Source organism: Legionella stuttgartensis (assembly GCF_977063405.2).
In genome coordinates this window covers 1-21,630 of record NZ_CDRUHA020000058.1, presented here as the reverse complement: position 1 = coordinate 21,630, position 21,630 = coordinate 1, and the positions used below count along the sequence as shown (strand labels likewise).

Here is a 21,630-nt window from a genome sequence, read left to right as displayed (position 1 = left end):
TTATAGTACGATTATTATCCAAATAAGGTGCAATATGCACAGTAGAACAATTTTTGCTTCTAATTTAAAAGGTGGCGGTCCTTCAAGTAGATCTTTATGGACTCGAGCTCAATCTTATCCGACAACATTTAGTTCGCAGTGGACAATTGAGATGCATTGTTTTCCAACGAGTACTTTTTTTGGCAAGAGGTTGCATGAATGTAATCTCTTTAGTCTCTTTTCTATGCCTCGTTCATATAATCTTGCATTTAGAGGTATGTCAAAATTAGAGGCTGACTGTGAATACAACCAAAGAATGCATGGTTTGGTAGGAAGAAGTCCTCGCTCTTTTAGAATTGAAGAAAAAGAAAGTGAGATGCTTGAACATCAACGTGGTAATATCAAGGGAATTTCTACCTCAAGAACTTTATCTTCGGCGAAAAGTTTTGCTAATCGTTTGGCTAAAGATTATGAAATAATGGTAATGGATTTAGAAAACATCCCTGAAGAAGAGCTATACCATCAAAAATATATCGAAGGTGCAATGGGGGTGAATTCTACGGGTGAGCCTACCGATTATAGTCATGAAAATGAATGTACTTTAAGTGCTGCTCATATATCTTCTTGCGTCGCGAGAGTGAATCGCAAAAACATGCTTGCCTGGGATATTGAATATAATCCGCTCTATGTGGATCAAAAATTATTATCCTCAGAGTTAAAACTTGAGTTTAAACAAGTTTTACATACGTTTTATGATCTGATTCAAACTAAAAAACCTGACCCCGATGAAGTTAAAAAATACGGGAAAATAGAACTTGATTTCTATCTAAAGGTAGCTCAAGAGCTTGATTATAGTGAGGAGCATAAAGCGGCAATCGTTTCTTACCTTTCAGGAGGAAAGAGTTTGGAGTTATTTGAGGAAATGGAATTGGAAACGGAGAAAAAAGGTCCAGACCTAAAATAAATGGGCCAGTCTTAAATCAAAAATTACCTTTGTGGCATGCAACTTTACATTAAGTTCATGTGGGTTACTTGAGCCGCAAAGGTTTTGCCCCATCTCTTGCATATCTTGTCACCATTCTATTGGGAAAAAATTTGATAAATGTCTCTATCCTAATTTGGGTATATTTTTGATAAATAGTGTTTTTGATAGCATAATCAATGCAGTATTTAAGTATAAATCAATAAGATGCAGTTTGAACTAGGTGATCCACGTGTTACTTATAAACTAAATAAGGAAATAAATAATGGCTTTATCAATGTATCAAGTTACTATTCCTGTTTTTATCCGCATGTTAAATAATTTATTATCTATTCTTGCTAAAGCATCACAGTATGCGGAAGCAAAAAAAATCGATCCGGCTGTTTTAATTAATGCACGTCTGGCTCCGGATATGTTTGCACTTGCTCGGCAAATACAAATTGCTTCAGATACGGCTAAAGGCTGTGGTGCTCGTCTGGCGGAAATGGAAATACCTTCTTATGCAGATACAGAAACTACTTTTGCAGAATTACACGAGCGCATAACGAAAACGATACAATTTTTAAAAAGCATCAACAAAGACAAATTCAATGGCTGTGAGGATCGCCAAATTGTATTGAAAGCTCGGGGTAAAGACATTCATTTTACCGGCCAGGACTATGTGCTAAGTTTTGTAATACCCAATTTTTATTTTCATGTGACAACTGCCTACGACATTTTGCGTCATAACGGTCTGGAAATAGGAAAAATGGATTTTCTGGGTGCGGAATAATCTGTAATAGAGGATATTCGGTCCCCTCTCACCATTAAGCGAGATAGGTATGACACGCAAACAGTTGACCACATTATTGACGCCAGAACTCTGCTGCTCCAATATTAAATCCAGCCTTTCTTTTTATATCGAAACGCTCGGATTTAAAATTCAATATGAGCGACTTGAAGAGGGATTCGCCATGCTCGAACGTCAAGGTTCACGGATTATGTTGGATGAAATAGCGGATACCTCGAAAACCATAACCAAAAGAACATGGATATCAGCTCCCATGGAGCCTCCTTTTGGCAGAGGGATAAACCTGGAAATTAAAACAAAAAAAGTTGATGAATTATATGAGCGTTGCATATTGTTAGGGGCCAATATTTTTTTACCTATTGAAGATAAATGGTATCGAGCAGGTAACAAGGAAATTTGTAATCGTCAATTTATAGTATTAGATCCTGATGGCTACATGCTGCGATTTGCACAAAATATTGGAAGACGAAATATAAATATTGAGTTAGAAATTTAGGTTTAACTTTGATTTTTTAGTTTTGCTGAAAACTTATAGTTTTACTTCAAATACGAGTTGTAAGTCAGTCGTTTTGTTCTTAAATAATCATATGTTAGTATCGCCGCGCCTTTCCTGAATTATGCCAGCAGGTAAATTAATTGTAACAAGAAAAAGGAGAACTCATGAAAATAACAGGAACGATTCACTTACAGAAAACTGAAGGGCGAAAAGATGCTTGGGTAAAAAAACAACTTCCAAATGATTATTTTTTGTCTCTCGAAATTACTCAAATTGGTGACCACGAAATTTCAACATTGGCAAGTGCTTTCAATGCATGCAAGACAGAATTTCCTTCCATTAAAATTGCTGGTGAAGAGTTTAAAGACCAGTTTGTAACGGCTACTTTACCTGTGGGTGCTAAGGATGTATGCCACATTGTCCTGGGTAATTTTGGGGATTTCCGAAAAAATCGTGATGTTGCTAATGAATTGGATGATGAGAAAATCGCTCTAGCTGAAGAACTTGAGGGGGAGATTGTTTCTTTTGATATTGATAGTACGGCTTATCAAGTAGTTTCGACCAGCGAGCTCTATAAAAATATAGAAACAAAAGCGGATTTAGCGTATGGAAAAACTGTGGGATTTAACCGAGATGGTATTCTTAATCTATTCCCTGGCACGACGATTCAAAAGATGCTTGCCCAGAAAAGTAAGTTTGTATTTGGTGATAATTTTGAGCTTTGGAATGCCCAAAAGCAACCAATACCTTATAATATAACGCTGGCGCAAACAAATAACTTAAATCAAGCACTTCAAAAAACGAAACAAAATGAAGAAAACAGAGAAGTAGTATTCTCTCCAATCTAATAATTATCCTAATCAATTTAGCGCGAACAGTCTGATTTTGGAGCTAGAGTGGGTCATTTAACCTAAGGTATCTTCGAGTCATGATGGGTTAAATTTTAATATGGTGTCATTCCCGCCTGTGCGGGAATGACACATAGTTGGCGTAAATGTGCTAGGTTACATTATTACAACTTTGTTGCATTTTATTAAAATCAGCGTTTATTTTACTTGCTATCGATTTAGGTAAAACACAATTTGAATTAGACTTTGAGCTCATGCTGTATCGTCTTTTACATTCATTTACTTCATAAGTATAGAGTTCATTTTTTTGTTGAGGATAATAAGCATTATAGTCAACCCAGTTTTTAGCTTCATTTAAACAATTTTTATATCGTTTCATACTCGTATTATTTTGAGTAATACACGCTTCCGTCAATGATTTTTTATGCAAGTTAGAGACAAGTTTTTGACACGTTGAAACGATTAGGGTTCGCTCTTTTTCTTTAAATGCTTGCGCTTCCTGCTCATGCCGGGTTTTCTCTTCATTTGCCTTTATCTCATTATTTATTTGAATTTTGTTCCATATAAGATAAACAACGACTATCTGTACTGCCAATACAAATGCCGCGGCATAGATTATATGAATGACATAATTGGGTTTAACTTGTGTTGTTTCAGTAGTCATTTGTAGCCTCTAATATAAGTCCCTATTTCGAGAATATTGCCCTGTTTTTTGGTGCTAATAATTTAGCGTTTGTGATTATATATTACCCAAGTCGCCTCATCAAATAATCGATAAAATATCTATAAAGCAAAAAAATAATACGTCTATGATGAAAAATTATGGGCTCCGACCTTTAAGGTACATTTCTCTTTAGGGGTTGAAGAGAATAAATTGAGGCACCTACATTGATGAATCATCAAGACACTCGAATCCAGATAAGTTTTTATTCGCTAGAATGCTTATAAAATTATGATTATTTGTGGATTTCTTATATAAGGCATAATGTAATTTGAAAATGAAAGATTTTACCCGCAAAAACGGGAAGAAACTGGGGAGACGCTTTCTGAGTAAGTGAATCAAATGAAACAATTTTGTCAAGAAGTATCTCAGTATCAGTACAATTTTTTAGAACAATTCATTCTTTGATTGTTAGTCGCGCCATATCTAAATTGCTTCATTTCGAAAAGCAAAGATGGCGGTAAGGAGTTGAGTAGTCGTGAGGAATAGGATGTTTGATGCTCGATATGTGATGCAATTTTATTGGGAAAAAACAGAAATAGTAGAATTATGTTTAGTGTGAATAAAGAGCGATCTTAAAAAGAAAAAATATTAAATAAATAATGGATTTCATTTAATGATTATTTTATCTTACTTAAACTTGAGTAATCAATATGGTATGCTTTAGCTTAATTTAAACTTGAAGGGAGTTAAGTCATGAGTATCATAACGCTTCTAGAGCAATTAGCTACTACAGCCCATCATAAAATCAATCTTGACACATTATTAAAGGATAAACCTTCAACAATTAAAAACGCTTTTATTTATAACGATGCTGTATCTTTAAAAAATAATTTAAATGAGAGTGTAGCTTTCGCTGATCGAACTACAATTTTCGAAATATAGATTTAATGTATGATATGTCAGATAAAGCTTCATTAATTGTTGTTGGTTGTGGTATTAAATTTTTTGCCCATATGACGAAAGAGGTAATTGCGTATATTAAACAATCTGATGTTGTACTTTATCTAGTAAATGATCCTATCCTAAAATTGTGGATCCAACAGCAAAATCAATATACAGAGTCCTTAGATCAAGTATATTTTTCATGCCCAAATCGCGCTGATTCCTATTCCCTGATAACAGATTATGTTTTAGAAAATTTATATCAAAATAAACATGTATGCTTTGTTCTTTATGGACATCCTAGTGTATATGCTAAACCCGGTTTAGATGCTGTAAAGAAAGCAAAGGAAAAAGGATATTATGCAAAAATTCTACCTGCAATTTCAGCGGAAGCCTGTCTTTTTGCTGATTTGTTAGTTGATCCTGGTTCATCAGGGTGTCAATCATTTGAAGCTAGCGATTTTCTGATTCATCAGCGCCAATTTGATATAAGCTCTCATTTAATTCTTTGGCAAATTAATGCTGTGGGAATTCTAAATCATGAAACAACAAACAATAAGAAAGTGGGAATTTTATTGCTACTCGATTATTTAACAAAATATTATGAAGTTACAGATAGGATCATTATTTACGAGGCGGCGCAATATCCTGGATTTGAACCCGTGATCACACAAACTCAATTAAAATATTTGTCTGATATTCAATTGTCAAATCTTTCAACTTTATATATACCGCCTGCTAAAATTACTGCTTGTGATCAAACCATTTTAAAGGCCCTTGAACTAGTATAAAAATGTACAACTATTTTATAACTTTTATCAAAGAATACTCGGAAAATTATTTGGGACTACCTAAATTTTGTTGGCAGAAAATAAGCTTAATTTGTATCAATGCATCAACCATAGGCATTTGTTTTTTTCTATCGTTGTATTTTGTGAATGACCAAAAACTAAACATTTCAAATGTTGGACTACTTCTTTCTTGTTATGGTTTAGGTACCATGATCGGTGGTATTGTGGGAGGTAAACTCTCCGACAAAACTACCCCATATGTTGTTTCAATCATCAGTCTTTGCATTCAATCTGCTAGTTTTTTTCTTTTAATGTATTTGCATTCCACCCCTAGCTTAATGCTTGATCTGTTGCTACTTGGGATATCTGCATATAGTTTTAAAATATCAAATAACATGGGTTTGCTAAATTTATGCGCCAATGATTTGGATTTACGATATAGAACCATCAGTATTTCTCATGTGGCAGCAAATTTAGGGTTGGGGTTATCAGGTATTTTTATTGCTGGTGTCGGAGCATATGGTTTTACTATTCTTTTGGGCTTATCAAGTTTAATATTATTTGTTTCAGCAATTTATCTAATATTACAAGGCAATATAACCAATCTCATTTCAGAACAAAGAACTGTAGAGCTCCATCCAAATAAAACAAATACAGCCACTAAAATTAATATATTAATTCTCTCCTGCGTTTTTCTTATAGGGCTTATTATTGCACAATTGAGCTCCACTTATCCATTATATGTTCAAGAGTCATTTCCCGAATTAAATGTGATGGCGGTTAGTATCTTATTTCTTTTAGATACTGCTTTAATTGTGATGTTCCAAGCGCCACTGACCGTATTAGTAAGTAAACAAAATAAACTACTAATTACTGGGCTAGGTGCTTTACTCATGGGCTTAGGAATGTTGATCTTACGTTTTTCCTTCATATTTTCAGTGGCTATTCTATCTTGTATTGTTTGGACAACAGGTGAAATGCTATTTATATCTACCGCTCAACTGATATGTTATGAAAACAGCGATAATAAGAGAAAAGGACAAGGTTTAGGTCTTTTTCAATCTACTTTTGCTATTAGTAATGTAGTTGGTCCTTGGCTAGGAAGCTTTATTTATCAATATTTTGGTGGAAATATATTATGGTATTGTAGCACAATCATTGGAGTATTTTGCTTTCTGCTGTGCTGGTATTTTAGCCGTTTTAATGCTGACACAACCTCGTAAGAATGAAGCGTCTGCAGCAAAGATAGCTCCTTGTTGTTCTTTTGTGAAGTCTGAATTATTAAATCGACTATCAATATTTAATATTTCAAGTGAACTTTGCATGACATTGTGTATGTCTTGAGTATTATGAAAGTAGTTAAACTCAACAAACTTTGCTATTTTTCCAATAATTGTATCAGAGGATAAGGCATTATCTTTTGACAATTCGTGGATAAAAATCCTCATTATATGCTCTAATTCACGCATCTCATAAATTGTGCTTGTAACCTGTCTTGATCTAGGTGAAAACACATGGGTAGCTGGATGCTGTAACGAGTAATATATGGGAAAAGAATCTTCCTCAAAATTAAAGTGTTTTGGTTGCATGATTGTTGGAATATATTTTCTCAAGCCATATGACTCTATAAAAACCTGCTGCAAGACATCTACAGGTAAAGCTCTATTATCTATTGATGGTACATATCCAGGTGCAGCGCCCAGAGCTGTCGCAAATAAATGTTTAGCTGTATCAGTTAAATACGGGTTAGGTTTCAAATTTCGATTTTTTTGTATGATTGAAAATGTAATATCATAAAAGACTCGATTTCTTTCATATTCATATCGATACCATGCTAACTCATGTAAATACTGCTTTAAAATTTTCCATTTAATGTCGTTATGTAAACTAATTAACCATTTTTCCGAAAAATACATTACACAACAACGCCAGTCTGAGTTGATTACTTTGCTATTAGCTATTTCCCGAAAAACTTGCCAATGCTCATACAGCGATTTTGGTACCCGACTTTTAACATTAAAATCACGTTGTAAATTTGAATGGTTTATTGTCGCACCAATGTTGGGAAGCATAAATGTAGATCTCACACCCGCAGTAGATGACAATAGGCCGTTAGGAGCATAAACTCTATCATTAACCTTACTTAACACAGTAGAAAGAGGAAATATATCTCCGGGTTTATAGATAAGCCAGGGGATGGTAATGTTGTCATTTTTCAGATCAATATAACATTCAATTTCTTTATCAAGAACTATTCCCAGGGGTGTGTTATTTGCACTATATCCAAGGTGGTGAATTATATCTTTTGGCACATTAGGATCAGTTATCCGATAATATCCACCATTGGTATTAGGGAAAAGCGAGCTTTGTGTATCTGCATCAGTTGCACCATATGGATAATATGCTAAATAAAGAGGATATGATTGATCTGGGCTTAACTCATCTATAATAGCTGCAAAGACTGGTTCTATTTCTGTAACTCGCAGACGAACATCAGTCCAACATACTTTTACTAATCCCTTTCGTTCATCAATGGCCGTAAACATTAATACAATTCCCTTCGTACATGACCTTAAAAAAATGTTGCATTCTAATTTTCTAAAAATAGAACTGTCAAGATAAGTTTAACTAAAATGTCTATAAAAACATCAGTAAGACTATTATTTTCCATTAAAAATTTACATGCAAAAAAAAGAATTTTTTCATAATTCAATTACGACTAAATTTCTCGGCGATAAGGAATTAATAATAAAAAGGAGCAATCATGTTAGTTACAATGTTAAAAGCAAAAATTCATCGAGCGACAATAACTCAGGCAAATCTGAATTACATAGGCAGTATTACGATTGATGAAAATCTACTATTAGAAACAGATATCCAAGAAAATGAAAAAGTTCAAATTGTGAATATCAATAATGGTTCTCGATTTGAAACTTATGTAATAAAAGGGCGTAAAGGAAGTGGTGAAATTTGTGTGAATGGAGCTGCTGCAAGGCTTGTTCACGAAGGTGATAAGATTATAATCATTTGTTACTGCAACCTTAATGAACATCAGGTATCAAATCATATCCCCAAAGTTATTTTTATGAATGAAGATAACACCATCCATAGTCATTCAGACCAGGAATTACCTAATACATTGTTTATAAATTAATGTGATCAAAAAATTCAAATAACAAAAATATTAAAACTAAATTGTTATCTTCAAGATAACTATTTGCATCAATTGGAGAATTATTATGGACAATACTGTAAATCCAAAAATTAGTCTTATCTTTGGTGGTGTTTCAGTAGAACGAGATCTTTCTTTGAGAACTTTTCACAGCATTTATTCTGAATTGCAGTGTGAAGCAAAAAATAAAGACTTCTATCAATATGTCTACTATATAACTGAAAAAGGATTTGTGATTAGAAAACCATTTAATTTTGACAAAGATCCTGACTACTACATGACGAGCAAAAGAGCCCCGTTATCAATTATCGAAGCCCTCCAACAAATTAAAAAAAATAACGAATACATATTTTCTTTATTATATGGACAATTTGGTGAGGACGGACATGTTCAGGGTTTAGGAAAGATATTAGATATAAAAAATTCTTTTGGCTCAGTGCTTTCCTCTAGCCTAACTAAAAGTAAATTTCACTGCTCAAAATACATTGAATCAATGTATCCACAATTAGAGCCAATACCGATGGTGTCTATTAGAGATACAGATATGTCGAGTATAAAGGAAAAATTATTGCCTTTTTATAACCAAGAAATAGTGATTAAGCCTAATTCACTTGGCACAAGTATGTTCACTGAGCGTATGGTGCTTAATGAGAAATCAATTAATGATGCTTCAAGCTTAATCATTGACATTTTAAAAGTCGATAATATTGCTTTGGTGCAAAAGTATATTCCAGGTGAAGAATATTCTTGTGGCTGTATCGAAATTCTGAGTAACATCGAAGTGCTGCCTCTAATATTGGTGCGAACCCGAAATAGATTTTTTGGACGTCGAGAAAAATTATGTAAGTTTGGAGTGAGTGAACGAATTATTCCCCAATCTTATAATAAATTTACAACTCAAATAGCCGATATTTCAAAACGAATTTTTTCTGATTTGATGTTTGAAAATATGTTTCGCCTTGATTTTATTGTTTCAGAAGGGAAGATTTATTTCCTTGAAGTAAATTCATTACCCGGATTAAGCTACGCCAGCTTTTTCCCAAAAATGCTCAAAGAAATTAATATCTCTATGTCTGATTTTATTCAGATGACCTATAAAAATAGCTTAAACAGGAAGAATAAAACAATTCAGTTTAGTGAGGAAATGGATTTGCGAGGTGCAGCATGAAGTGCATTGGTTTACTGGGCGGCGTAAGTTGGGCTTCTACAATGGAGTACTATAAGCGACTTAATGTAACTATCAATAAAGAAAAAGGGAAAAATCATTCAGCCAAGATAGTATTATATAGTTTTGATTTTGAAGAGATTCTTGAGCATCAAAAAAAACAAAATGAAGTAATGGAGTTAAGATTGCTTCAAGAAAAAGTGATTTTGCTTGATAAAGCAGGTTCAGATGTAATCGCAATCTGTTCCAATACTACGAATAAGCTGGCGAATCAACTGGATGCAACGATTCATAAAAAGTTAATTAACATTATTGATGCAACCGGTGATTATTTACATTATTTGGGTGCAAAGAAAGTGGGTTTAATTGGCACTCGTTATACAATGGAGCAAGATTTTTATAAAAATAAATTGCTTAAAAAAGGACTGCAAGTTGTAATTCCCGATGCTTATGATCGGGAGTTACTTCATCAGATCATTTATCATGAACTATGTCATGGTATTGTCACGGATATATCGAAAAAGACTGTTCTAAATATTATTAATAAATTAGCTTCGAGTTACCATTTAGATGGGGTGATTCTTGGTTGTACAGAACTTCCTCTATTGATCTCTAAAACAGATGTTAATTTTCCACTGTTTGATACGATTGAAATACATGTAAATGCAATTTTAACAAAAATTGAATGGCTTAATTAGGGGAATAATGATGAGATTTTCTAGCCCTAATTTAAAGCTGATTTGGTGTTTACTCTCAGGCATTGTTTGCGTGAATATAGCAAAATTTATGTGTCTTCCTTTTTTAATCTTATTTCTTAATTATAACACTCATGTTTCGTTATGGATAAGTGGTCTGGTTTGTGGAATTGCTCCCTTTTGTTCAATATTTGGTGGTTTTATTGGTGGGCAATTATCAGATAGATATGGACGAATTCCTTTATTATATATTTCGATTTTCACATCGGCGTGTATCTTCATATTAATAGGTTTGAGCTGTCAAATTAATTCTCGCTATCTTCAATTAATAATGATCAGCATTCTAAATGGGATGTTTGGTTTATTTTCTTCTTTTTTTCAACCTGCAGCGCTTGCATTACTCAGCGAATTAGTTGACAAAGAACATCGAGAATTATTTTTTCATTTACGTTATTCAGCAATGAATATTGGCGCTGTATTAGGTCCTCTATTAGCAGTATATTTAGGTGTAACTTTATCTTCCATTGCATTTTACATCGCGGGTTTAATTTATGTTGGTTTTGGCTGTTTTTTATATATCATTCTGCTAAAAGAACAAAAACAATTTGCTAGAAAAAAAGAGAGTAATGTCTCGTTATCGGCTACTTTGCGCGTTATTTCTTTAGATCGTAGGTTATTAAATTTTATTCTTTTTAACATTGTATTTGCCTTATGCTATTCGCAAATTGATTCAACATTAGCCCAATACATATCTCAGCAATTCAACGATGGTCCACGGATTTATTCCTTAACGATTGCATTAAATGCATTGTTTGTCCTGATTGGGCAAGTGCCTATTTTTCTTTTATGTAAAGGAATACCAAAGCATCAAGCTATTTTTTATGGATGCTTTCTATTTTTTCTTGGTTGTGTGGGTTTTTCTTGCTGTGGCAATAAAGCAAGCTACTTCTATTACTCTATTTTAATTATCACTGTAGGTGAGCTGTTCATATTTCCTTTTGCATTCTTGTTTGTTGATGATATGGCTCCATTGCATTTGAAAGGTTCTTATTTTGGAGCATTAGCCTTTAGAGAATTAGGTTTGTCTTTTGGCCCTATTTTAGGCGGAGCGATTCTTGAATTTTTTGGGGGGCAGATTCTTTTTATCATCATTGGACTTCTGTCATTGATTTCATATTTTTTTGTTTATTTAGGTGAATGCAGAAAACCCAGACCTTATGAGCAATCATTAGGGAAGAACATTTTATAGACTTTTTTCGAAACTCTACTGTAGCGCAGGTTTCTTGTCGATACGGTGCTCGAATCCTCAAGTACTTTGTTGTATACACTCGGGTTCTGCATTTCCTCCTATTTTGTTTACTACAGCGAGTTTCAAAAGAAGTCTAATAACACGGAGTAAATATGAGAAGATCGATTTTATTTGTGAATGTTTCTGATGAACATAATCTAGTAAAAATAGAAGCCGCGAAGAAACTAGGGGTTAAGGTTTTTTTGGTAGCTCCTAATTTACCTGATTGGGCAAAAGATATAATTGATAAATTTATCCAGGCTGATACTACCAATTTTGGTGAGACTATTTCTGTTTTAAAGGAAGAGTATAAAGAGACACCTTTTGATGGTGTAATTACCATACTAGATAAAAGTGTTGAATTGGTTGCTGCAATCGCTGAAGAATTTAAATTGCCAGGTAGCTCACTTACAGCGGCAACTACAGTGAAACATAAATACAAAATGCGAGAAGCTTTGAGGAGAAGCGGGGTTCCCCATCCAAAATTTCAATTTGTAAAAACATTCCAAGATTTGCAAAATGCTGCAAATAATATCGGGTTCCCATTAATATTCAAACCAGTAGCTGCATCAACAAGTGTCGCTGTTTTTAAATTAAATACTCAAGCGGAACTTGAAGATGCATTTACACTGATGAGTACCTGTGAACGTGTATCTTATTGGTTGTATACTGATGAGTATATTGCTGAGGAATTTATGAAGGGACAAGAGGTAAGTGTTGAAGGAATCATTAATCAATCCAAAATACATTTTGCAGGGATAACCAAAAAATTCGTAGAAAAACCTGGTTTTACAGAATGGATGCATTGTTTTCCTTACGAGACAGATATGTGTTCTGCAATTTATAACGTCGTTGAACAGGCTATTGATGCTGTGGGAATCAACAACTGTGCTTTTCATGTGGAGGTTATATTAACCAAAGAAGGCCCCAAAATTGTTGAAGTTAACTCACGAATGGCAGGGGGCTTTGTTTCAAGTCATCTTGTTCCATTAGCATCAGGAATTGATTTGGCTAAAGCGAGCATTCAAACCGCACTTGGCGAAGCTATTGAGTTAAAAGCAACTAAAAATAAATTCGCATGTGAACGAAATTTATTTGCGACCAAGAATGGTATCGTTATGGATTGGAAACATACTGAGGAAATGAGCAATCAACCTGGAGTAAGAGATTTTAAACTTCTGCGACAGGTCAATGAGTTTGTTAAGGTTCCGCCACAAGGATATGACAATTTGTTGTGTGCTGTTATAACCGAAGGAGATACTTTTCAAATGGCAATAGATTTAGCAGATGTAGCTTTGAAGAGAATTCATTGCGATTATCAGTAAATTCTTTGGTTTAAAGTAATGTCTTTTTTCTCTATATTTTATTAATGAATTGTCGGGATTAAGCTACTCTCTCTGGCAAGAACTTAAAATTGTTGGGGAAAAATGTCTCAGTCTTGCTACTTGCTATTTTATGTATAGTATCAGGCGATGATTAGTTTCTCATGTGACCTCTACGGGTTCTGCTCAAGTTAACTGCTTATATTAAAAATAGGTAGAAAAATGAATAAATAAAATTGAAACAACTAATGGGGTTAGGCCTTGAGTTTTGAATTGAAGCCACACACTCAGAAATCATTGAATTCAAAATTCAAGGCCTGACCCCATTGGTCAGGGAGAGATTGTTGTATTCATAAACTTGTTTAATTTGAACAATTAAGGAGATCGGGCATAACCATTAGTGTCAACAGTCAATATTGTGCGGAAATAGGCTTTTACACAGGAATATTCGATATGTCAGAAATTGTAGTTAAAATTTTAGAAATTTTATTTAATCTTAATCAGATGAGGCCTGTGTCACAATATGCTCCCCGTTTTACACCTGAAAGCAATGATCAGGCGAAAGAGTATATATACAACTTACAACAATATTTGTTAGATAACCCTAATCTTTCCTTGACGGAAATAAAATCAGCATTTCCATATGCCGTTAGTGCAAAAGATATGCCCTCATGGTTGCATCTTTCATTTCGTCAAATGGAAGCAATGGGTGAGCAAGGAATAAATAACTTTTAAAAGAAATAACGCCGAATATGAAAATGGATTTCCAAAGTTCTTTTGTAAATAGGTGCTAAGGTAACAGGAATTTGTATTATTGAAATGAGGCCATAAATAAGGTTTAAGATCAGCTTAGTTAACGAAAACCTGCAACAAGTGGGGTCATGCCTTGAATTTTTGAATTGGCCATTATTTCCGTGTAAGTAAAATAGTTAAAAAATCATGTAGCTTTTTAAATTCAAAATTCAAGGCTTGACCCCATTGGTCTTATTCGAAAGCGCGGGATTAGAGTAGGGCAATTGGTTGCCCGACAATTCAGAATTTCTTTCCTGTATTTAGTGATGTCTGTAAATCTTCATCATCTTTTGCATCAAGGTTGGATAATTGAGCTAATTCATTTTTTAAATTGATGAGTTTTATGACGCTCGATTTGGTTTCATACAATGGTTGTGCTGATGTACTAAAGAATCCAGGGTGTGCGGTAAACGACAATACATAACAAACAATATTAAGGGCTGATTTTAAAAAATCCACTCCGAACTCATATAATGATCGATTATCCTTGATAAGTTCAATTGCGTCATCAACATCTCTGAAAAAATCGCATAAGATGCGCTCGATTTCTTTTTTACTTAACGTTTCCTTGATGCCGAGTTCTCGATAAAAGTGATCATCGATGAAGTGGTTTAACTCTTCCAGTATTTTTCTGAGCTTACAATATAATACTGCTTTTGTTACGAGCGCATGAGATAACCGCTCGGACTCCTTTGTGAACGTTCCCCAGAAAAAGACATCCTCTAATGCGAGGCGATCTTTACGGGATAGCTTTTTTTTCTCGAGCTCGAGTTCCTCTTGAATCTCTTGTAGTATTTGTTTCTGATGATGAGCTTCTTTTGTAAAGCTATTTTCAATTTTTGCTCTTTTTTTTAAAATTTCTAATTTCAATGCAGTCATTGTTATTTTTTCCATAACGTAATATTTAGAAGTTCCCATTATGGACAGTCATCGCTCAAGGGAGATATGAATGCTCCGCGAGATGCAACGTTGGACAGTACAAAATGATCGCTCCGTATCCTACCGATGAGACAATAAAAAATGAAATTGAAAATTTGTATCTTGGTTATACAATTTTTTTATATGGTAGGAAAATGGAGCAAAGCGGATTATGGGATTATTCCCCAAAGTCCAAAATTAAGATTAGGGTAATTGAATCAAAGGGACCCAGAATTTAATTGATTATCGAATTAAATAAAGTATTACTTTTTAAATTTGTATTGAATAAAATCCTCATTATTAGAAGTTTGTCAAATGAGTGAAAATTGATTTTAATAGAAGAGATGTTCTTAGTGGCTATATTCTCTATTTGAGAACTAACCACCAGTTTTAGCGGGAACTGTGGATATTTTGTTAATGATGCCCTGATAAATTTAAAGAAATAGGATTGCGATGGACAATTTTGTAGAAACACCAAGTAACAACACGGATTCAGTGAAATTATCCGAAGAAGACATTCATACACAAGCCAATCAATGTATTTTGGAAGCACAGTATCTTGTATTTCAAAAACTGCCGAAAATCATTGAGCAAATTATAGAACATGAAGTTTGGAAAGAGAAAAACTATAAAAACTTCGGAGAGTATGCACTGACCCAATCATCTTCTGGTTTAAGTATTACCAATAATCACAGGTTATGGCTCTTAAAGTGTGCTATGGATATTCATGGCCAGCATGCCGTTGAATGGGGTGATGTTCTGAATGAAGTTGATGGCTCCGTCAGGACTTATGCTAGGAAAAATAAAATTCCAATTAAAGAGTTAGATAAAAATTTATTTGCATTAGATAGTAAACACACAAATCCCGATATTGAGGAAACAATCACCTATTTGCCGTCACGGTCTAAATCAAATGATGGCCAGCTTCTTAAGCTGAGGAATAACGATCAAGAGACATACAATAAAGTCGTGCAAGGCGAAGTAGCGTTAAAAGATGTATTGCCCGCACCAACCCCTAGGAAGCAGCTACCACCTATTGAATCAGTCAAGAATAAATTTAGAAGCCTGTCTGATGTGGATCGTGAGGCATTTTTAGCCTGGATTGAGGAGCAAAAAGAGGGGATTGAGAATACCTGATTGTTGGGTCGAAAAGACCCAACCTTAATGTCATCAATTATATGGATTCAGTATTGAGCTCTGTAGATCTAAATAATTGCCAGTCCTTACCTATGGATTAAATTGATTGATACCAATAAATATATGGATGATATTTTAAGACAGATAAGCTAGAACTAGAGAGGGCTGGTTTAGGGTATCGGAGCCGGCAGAGAGGAACGCAAGAGACAATGTGTAGCTCGGCCAAATTAACTTAATTTTGGATGCGGTGAACCCGAGGGATCCAGTTCTATTTCTGATTCTTTGTCTTTGGGAGCTTTAATTGTCGGCTGGGATTGAAAAAAATTATATAATCCATAGCCCAAACCCGTGAGAGTAGAAAAACCAAGCGTTAGAAAGGCCTCTTCCATCAAGCTAGCCCCCTGATCATATTGATTGGTTTGAATTGCAATTCCAAACAAAGTAGCTACTGTCGCAGTAGTACCTACCATGGATACTCCTACTCGCATTAAGAAACTGTAGTTTGGTGCGGTTTGATTGGACAATACAACATTACTTTGCTTTTCCGTTTGTTCTGAAAGGAGTTTAAGCAAAACATCCAAAGGTTCTTCATCCAGAAGACCTTTCGGACAAATTACTCTAACTAATATAGAGGTTACAGGCAGGGTGTCGCCGTGAAGGAGAGCTTTGCGGTCAGCTTTATATTGAGTATAACTTCTTTGATATTCTTCCAAATCAGCCTGAGTCTCTTTGGTTTTGAAAAGAGAATAATGACCTTGTTGAGCATCAAAAGCTATTTTAAATTCAGGACGTTTTTCATCCGTACCGATATACTCGGCAAGTATGGAGCTACCATTGGTGTAATATATGGTTAATGATTGATCGATGATTTTCATCATCGGCATGATCTCTAAAGGGGAAAGTTTAATGTAAAGTTGAGCTATACGTTGACAATATAATTCGTATCCCTCATCAATCCAATAATTCCTAATTGCCTCTTCAGCTGATTGTGAGTCAGAAAAATACTTTTCAAAAGGTGATTTTTTGTCTTCATCTTGAGCACGGTTAACAAAATGCTCTAAAAAAGCGGCATTAGACTCATATAACAGTCCAAACTCTCCTGAATATAAATCTTCTTTAGGCATATATTCTCTATATTCCTTATAGCTTTTAAACGCATTTAATACACCCCTGTCTCCCTTTAGCATCTTTATTTTATGTTCTGAATTAGCGACTAATTGTGTGGCAAACCATTCTCTTAATAAAACGCCTAGCACCAAGGTTTTTTCAAAAATGTAAGTAGGGGACTCGTCTTCTACCTGGGGTGCTAATGAGGAAAATAGGTTTAACGCACTAGGATCTGAAAAGAAATGGTGTAGTTTTTCAGCTGGGCTCTTATGAGACAAAAGAGATTTAAAGTGAAATAAATCTTTTGGCAAAGGTAACTTATTCGATAATAAGTAGAGGGCATAATCATGAAAGAAACAATTATCGAAGGCAGAAGATACATCCACTGTCAGTTTCATTTCAGAGAGAGTCTCAAGTTTCTCATTCATTACTTATAAGGCCTAAAAAAGCACAATTAAAGTAATTTTTGATTATACTTGAAAATTATTAAACAAATATTAACTCCATCACATGATTTTAAAAGTGGCTACGTTGTTTTTCATACTGTAAATAAAACCTTGGTTACGCCTTAAGAACGCACCGAGGTTATATGTCAAGATAAATTGGCAAACTGAATTTATTCTTGCTCAAATGATTTTAGTGAAATCACCTATGATTATAAATTTACCTGCCGGCTCTTTTTTACTAAAAGTAGCCATAATGAAATTTAAACAAATCGATGCGGTTCTGAAACTTACGGGGTCAGGTCTTGAGTTGTGAATTTACGAAACTATAGCATAATTCACAGTTCGGGGCCTGACCGCCATTGGTTTGTTTGATGTTTTTTTATTGAGTTGCTGTTGGGGAAAATGATTCCCCCAAACTGCTCAGGAACTTAGCGCATTCATTATGCATTCGAATCTAAAAATTCTTCCAGAGCTGATTGCGTTCTGTTTCCCATAATATTGTTTTTCATATTATTTTTAAAAGTGACAGGAACACCCTTAATAGCAGTACCACAAACATTTACAAACTTATCATTTACCATTTGATAGAAAATCCAATCTTTGTATTTTTCTTTATCAGAGACTAGTTCATAAACTGGCAAGAAAGCCTTGCAGTGTGAGCACCATGAGGCATGAACTAATAAGACTGTTTTAGGCATTGCTAAAGCGGCGCAATCTCTGTTAGTAAATTTTTTTAGAGTCGCAAAAGATAGGCTAGGAGTCAGCGTGATTAGCGCTATAGCTAAATATTTTCTTGCATTTTGCATTTATTTTATACTCTGGATTTGATTTCGAGACGAGATAATAAGGTATATGACAATTCAAATCAATTAGAAGGAAATAGCTCAATGAGAGAGCTAGTAGTTCGTAATAAAAGTGCCCCCTTTGCATATAATTAATTGATATAGAATTGATTTTTTACTATTGATTCATCGTGGCTTCACCACAATTAGAGAAGAGTATTTTCAAATCTTCATGAATTGGGATTTCCTCGGACAAGCCGCTGTTTTTCGGATAAGTGAAGTGATAAAAATCGTAAATGTGACGACAAAACCTAAGAAGAATATATCTTTTGATATGGTTTATAGTACAAAATTCATATTAAAATACAAATCTAATACAGTGGCAATTTATGTATCTATGAGAATTATTTATCCAAAGCCTTTAAAAAAAGGAGATACCATTGGAGTCGTTTCTCCTTCGAGTCCGTTGAGAGCAAAATCAATTGATGAAGGGATTAATTATCTCCAAGATCTGGGATTTAAGATAGCATTTGGATCTCATTTTAAAGAAGAGGATAGATTTTTAGCTGGAAGCGATGAACATCGCGCAAAAGATATAATGGATTTTTTTAAAGACCCTGAAGTCAAAGCTATTATTGTGAGTAGAGGAGGGCAGGGCTCACAACGAATTTTACCCTTGCTTGATTATCCTATTATATCGAATAACCCGAAAATTCTTGTTGGGTTCAGCGATACCACAGCTTTACAATTAGGAATTCTTAAAAGAACAGGCTTAATTTCCTACAGCGGATATACACTAACTCTCCCGTTTAATCCGTTATTAGAAAAGACATTTTTATCGTGCATATTTAATGAAGATTATACCGTTCAAGGTGGAGAGATGATTCATTCAGGTAAAATTAAAGGTGAGTTGGTTGGTGGGAATTTATCACTGATTACCTCCCTAATAGGGACACCTTATCAGCCTGATTTTAAAAATAAAATTTTATTATTAGAAGACGTAGCAACAGAACCTTATAATATAGATAGAATGATTTCTCATTTACATTTGGCAGGAATATTAGCCCAGGTTTCAGGGATTGTATTTGGTCAATTTGAGAATTGTATTTCGAAAGACGAGACAGAGGGAACTATTGATGACGTTATTAATGAATGGGCATCTTGTTTTAAAATTCCTTGTCTTAAAAATTTTCCATATAGTCATGGAGTGAATAACTGTGTTTTACCAATTGGTAGTCTTGTCACGCTAGATGCTTCCTCACGCTCCTTACATATAAATAAAAGATTAACTTAATCCTATATTCAAAGACGCATTTCATCGATAGATTACATGGTTCGTAAAATGATGGGTTTGTGGACGCCCGAAATTAATGCTCAAAAATTTGTAATTCACTGCAAAAACTAGTTCGAAAACTCTATACATTAATCAAAGTTCATTTTAATCTATTCTTTTAGTTTTTCTGAACAAAAGGAATAATAATGAGAGTAGGGTATGCCAGAGTTTCTACACATGAACAAAATTTAGACTTGCAACTTGATGAGTTAAAGAAAGCAGGATGTGAACAAATTTTTACGGATAAAATTAGTGGATCAGTATCCGAACGCCCTGGATTAGAAAAAGTCGAAAATTTTCTTAGAGAAGGAGATGTTTTAGTTGTTTGGCGATTGGATAGGTTAGGGCGATCTCTCAAACACCTTATTTCTTATGTAAGTAAGTTGGAAGAAAAGGGAATTGGTTTTCATAGTGTAACAGAAGCTATTAATACTGAAACTCCTTCTGGAAAATTTATGTTTCATGTATTTGGTGCCCTTTCTGAGTTTGAACGTAATTTAATAAAAGAGCGTACTCTTGCAGGACTTGAAGCTGCAAGAGCTAGGGGACGACAAGGAGGGAGGCCAGAAAAGCTCAATGATGAACAAAAAGAGCTAGTTAAAACGCTTTATGCTAATAAAAAACATTCAATTCAGTCCATTTGTAAGATGGTTGGTGTAGGAAAGACTACACTTTATAAATATCTCAACCAGTAATATAAAGACCTTCCTAAAGGCTTTGGAGAGATAGATGGGTAGAAAACAAGACAATCAAAAAAAGCAAAATCGCAAAATCAAAAAAAATTCTGCAAAAGTTCAATTTAGAAAGAATAAACTAAATTTTATTGAATTGCTTCTAAAAAAAAAATACGAACTTATTAATTATAAAAATGAATTAGTAAAAAGAAAAAAAGAGGCTTTTTATGTCCCATTAAGGTGTGTATCAATTGGAGATTGGAATCCTCAACCAAATTTGTGTCACCAAAACGTATTTACCATAACTAGAAACATTCCAGGATACTATGCTGTTCATGGATGGTTATACTTTGATATGATTGGGAAATTTGTTGCTCATTCCGTAATCAAAGCACCCGACGGAAAATATTATGACATAACACCTCAAATGTCGACGACACAATATCCTTTTATTACCGCCAATCTAAAGAAAAAAGAATTTTATACTATTGTAAAATTAACTAAGGGCAATCTTTTTGAGTAAGGTCAAGATCAAATGGGTTTATTGAATACCAAAAACACATGATTTTGAACGCATGATGTTCGCCTTATCTTAAGGAATGAAATTTTGACATAAGATGAGCGCAGATCCTCCGTTCTATTGATTCAGGTCATATGTAACTACTTATAAATTAATCCTTAATCGCTGGTGTTTAGTGTCCTTAACCTTGCGTCCATCACGTAGAGTATTTTCTTTGCATATTCCTAAGTAATGAATAAAAGGTCATATGCAAAATTAAATAGTCTATAATTTTCAATTCAAACCCTAAAATTATAAATGCAGTTTGATAAGAGACATCAAAAGAATTTATTAATGGACTAATATGAAATTAATTAGAATTGAAATACAGAATTTTCGCACTATAAATAGAATAAAGTTTAATCCTTCTGATTACACTCTACTAGTTGGTGCTAACAATGCAGGAAAAACAACCATTATTGATGCATTAAGAATTTTTTATGAACATGAGGGTTATAAATATGTAGATGAAAGAGATAAACCATACAATGTGAATAACGAAAAGGAAATTGAAAGTTGGATAGAATTAGGCTTTTCTATTACAGAGGAAGAGGAAAAGCTCCTGCCAAAGACTTATAAACACTATAAGAGAGAAATCATATTAAGAAAATGGTTCGCACATGTTGACAGGGGTATAAAACCGCGGAAATATGGCGCAGGCTTAAATTGATCAAAGTACGCGCAAAGTACACACTTTGATCTGACATTTACCTTAAAGCTAAAATGGGGGCTCCTCTCTAAAGATATC

The 21,630-nt window shown here is 34.1% G+C and carries 23 protein-coding genes; 18 read left to right on the top strand and 5 right to left on the bottom strand.

All coding sequences use genetic code 11. The features are described 5' to 3' along the window. Positions 1-34: 34 nt before the first annotated feature. From ACWTEW_RS16890 to ACWTEW_RS16875, 4 genes are all read left to right on the top strand, one after another. Positions 35-943 carry a hypothetical protein gene (locus tag ACWTEW_RS16890; protein ID WP_454782829.1) on the top strand — a complete coding sequence of 303 codons (909 nt, stop codon included), beginning with the start codon at positions 35-37 and terminating at the stop codon, positions 941-943. 283 nt (positions 944-1,226) lie between these two features. Next, positions 1,227-1,733, top strand: a complete 507-nt coding sequence (locus ACWTEW_RS16885; protein ID WP_454782828.1) for a DUF1993 domain-containing protein — start codon at positions 1,227-1,229, stop codon at positions 1,731-1,733. A 49-nt stretch (positions 1,734-1,782) separates the two neighbouring features. After that, complete coding sequence (locus ACWTEW_RS16880; RefSeq protein ID WP_454782827.1) at positions 1,783-2,247, top strand: bleomycin resistance protein; 465 nt, start codon at positions 1,783-1,785, stop codon at positions 2,245-2,247. Positions 2,248-2,411: 164 nt separating this feature from the next. After that, positions 2,412-3,095 carry a hypothetical protein gene (locus ACWTEW_RS16875; protein WP_454782826.1) on the top strand — a complete coding sequence of 228 codons (684 nt, stop codon included), beginning with the start codon at positions 2,412-2,414 and terminating at the stop codon, positions 3,093-3,095. Between the two features lie 151 nt (positions 3,096-3,246). Here the strand turns inward: ACWTEW_RS16875 and ACWTEW_RS16870 are convergent, their stop codons facing one another. Further along, on the bottom strand, positions 3,247-3,759 hold the full coding sequence (locus tag ACWTEW_RS16870; RefSeq protein WP_454782825.1) for a hypothetical protein: 513 nt from the start codon (positions 3,757-3,759) through the stop codon (positions 3,247-3,249). A 753-nt stretch (positions 3,760-4,512) separates the two neighbouring features. On the opposite strand from ACWTEW_RS16870, the gene ACWTEW_RS16865 reads away from it, so the two are divergent. Genes ACWTEW_RS16865 through ACWTEW_RS16855 form a run of 3 tightly spaced genes read left to right on the top strand, consistent with a single transcriptional unit; the run spans position 4,513 to position 6,715 of the window. After that, positions 4,513-4,701 (top strand): hypothetical protein, encoded by a 189-nt coding sequence (locus ACWTEW_RS16865; protein ID WP_454782824.1) that lies wholly within the window; start codon positions 4,513-4,515, stop codon positions 4,699-4,701. Between the two features lie 14 nt (positions 4,702-4,715). Further along, positions 4,716-5,492: an SAM-dependent methyltransferase gene (locus ACWTEW_RS16860; protein ID WP_454782823.1), complete on the top strand. Its 777-nt coding sequence runs from the start codon at positions 4,716-4,718 to the stop codon at positions 5,490-5,492. 2 nt (positions 5,493-5,494) lie between these two features. Continuing rightward, positions 5,495-6,715, top strand: a complete 1,221-nt coding sequence (locus ACWTEW_RS16855; protein ID WP_483099570.1) for an MFS transporter — start codon at positions 5,495-5,497, stop codon at positions 6,713-6,715. Here ACWTEW_RS16855 and ACWTEW_RS16850 read toward each other — a convergent pair. After that, positions 6,629-8,038 (bottom strand): hypothetical protein, encoded by a 1,410-nt coding sequence (locus ACWTEW_RS16850; protein WP_454782821.1) that lies wholly within the window; start codon positions 8,036-8,038, stop codon positions 6,629-6,631. The genes ACWTEW_RS16855 and ACWTEW_RS16850 overlap by 87 nt on opposite strands. 218 nt (positions 8,039-8,256) lie before the next feature. Between ACWTEW_RS16850 and panD the strand changes: the two genes are divergently transcribed. From panD to ACWTEW_RS16820, 6 genes are all read left to right on the top strand, one after another. Next, positions 8,257-8,646, top strand: coding sequence for an aspartate 1-decarboxylase (gene panD, locus ACWTEW_RS16845; RefSeq protein WP_454782820.1), 390 nt, complete (start codon positions 8,257-8,259; stop codon positions 8,644-8,646). A gap of 85 nt (positions 8,647-8,731) precedes the next feature. After that, the gene (locus tag ACWTEW_RS16840; protein WP_454782819.1) at positions 8,732-9,832 is read left to right on the top strand and encodes an ATP-grasp domain-containing protein; all 1,101 of its coding nucleotides are present in this window, start codon (positions 8,732-8,734) and stop codon (positions 9,830-9,832) included. Next, positions 9,829-10,527, top strand: a complete 699-nt coding sequence (locus ACWTEW_RS16835) for an aspartate/glutamate racemase family protein (protein WP_454782818.1) — start codon at positions 9,829-9,831, stop codon at positions 10,525-10,527. Before ACWTEW_RS16840 ends, ACWTEW_RS16835 begins: the two co-directional genes overlap by 4 nt. A gap of 7 nt (positions 10,528-10,534) precedes the next feature. Then, the gene (locus tag ACWTEW_RS16830; RefSeq protein WP_454782817.1) at positions 10,535-11,773 is read left to right on the top strand and encodes an MFS transporter; all 1,239 of its coding nucleotides are present in this window, start codon (positions 10,535-10,537) and stop codon (positions 11,771-11,773) included. Positions 11,774-11,925: 152 nt separating this feature from the next. Next, positions 11,926-13,137 (top strand): ATP-grasp domain-containing protein, encoded by a 1,212-nt coding sequence (locus ACWTEW_RS16825; protein WP_454782816.1) that lies wholly within the window; start codon positions 11,926-11,928, stop codon positions 13,135-13,137. A 450-nt stretch (positions 13,138-13,587) separates the two neighbouring features. Further along, positions 13,588-13,869 (top strand): hypothetical protein, encoded by a 282-nt coding sequence (locus ACWTEW_RS16820; protein ID WP_454782815.1) that lies wholly within the window; start codon positions 13,588-13,590, stop codon positions 13,867-13,869. Between the two features lie 297 nt (positions 13,870-14,166). Here the strand turns inward: ACWTEW_RS16820 and ACWTEW_RS16815 are convergent, their stop codons facing one another. Next, positions 14,167-14,805: a hypothetical protein gene (locus tag ACWTEW_RS16815; protein ID WP_454782814.1), complete on the bottom strand. Its 639-nt coding sequence runs from the start codon at positions 14,803-14,805 to the stop codon at positions 14,167-14,169. A 492-nt stretch (positions 14,806-15,297) separates the two neighbouring features. Here ACWTEW_RS16815 and ACWTEW_RS16810 point away from each other — a divergent pair, with 492 nt between their 5' ends. Further along, the gene (locus ACWTEW_RS16810) at positions 15,298-15,981 is read left to right on the top strand and encodes a hypothetical protein (RefSeq protein WP_454782813.1); all 684 of its coding nucleotides are present in this window, start codon (positions 15,298-15,300) and stop codon (positions 15,979-15,981) included. 227 nt (positions 15,982-16,208) lie between these two features. On the opposite strand, the gene ceg23 is transcribed toward ACWTEW_RS16810, so the two are convergent. Continuing rightward, positions 16,209-17,516: a Dot/Icm T4SS effector Ceg23 gene (gene ceg23 / locus ACWTEW_RS16805; RefSeq protein WP_454782812.1), complete on the bottom strand. Its 1,308-nt coding sequence runs from the start codon at positions 17,514-17,516 to the stop codon at positions 16,209-16,211. Between the two features lie 458 nt (positions 17,517-17,974). Further along, complete coding sequence (locus ACWTEW_RS16800; RefSeq protein WP_454782811.1) at positions 17,975-18,340, bottom strand: thioredoxin domain-containing protein; 366 nt, start codon at positions 18,338-18,340, stop codon at positions 17,975-17,977. Between the two features lie 256 nt (positions 18,341-18,596). Between ACWTEW_RS16800 and ACWTEW_RS16795 the strand changes: the two genes are divergently transcribed. From ACWTEW_RS16795 to ACWTEW_RS16780, 4 genes are all read left to right on the top strand, one after another. Beyond that, on the top strand, positions 18,597-19,610 hold the full coding sequence (locus ACWTEW_RS16795; RefSeq protein WP_454782810.1) for a S66 peptidase family protein: 1,014 nt from the start codon (positions 18,597-18,599) through the stop codon (positions 19,608-19,610). 185 nt (positions 19,611-19,795) lie between these two features. After that, the gene (locus tag ACWTEW_RS16790; protein ID WP_454782809.1) at positions 19,796-20,344 is read left to right on the top strand and encodes a recombinase family protein; all 549 of its coding nucleotides are present in this window, start codon (positions 19,796-19,798) and stop codon (positions 20,342-20,344) included. A gap of 34 nt (positions 20,345-20,378) precedes the next feature. Beyond that, on the top strand, positions 20,379-20,846 hold the full coding sequence (locus tag ACWTEW_RS16785; RefSeq protein ID WP_454782808.1) for a hypothetical protein: 468 nt from the start codon (positions 20,379-20,381) through the stop codon (positions 20,844-20,846). Between the two features lie 340 nt (positions 20,847-21,186). Then, on the top strand, positions 21,187-21,552 hold the full coding sequence (locus tag ACWTEW_RS16780) for an AAA family ATPase (protein WP_454782807.1): 366 nt from the start codon (positions 21,187-21,189) through the stop codon (positions 21,550-21,552). The last annotated feature ends 78 nt before the right edge of the window (positions 21,553-21,630 follow it).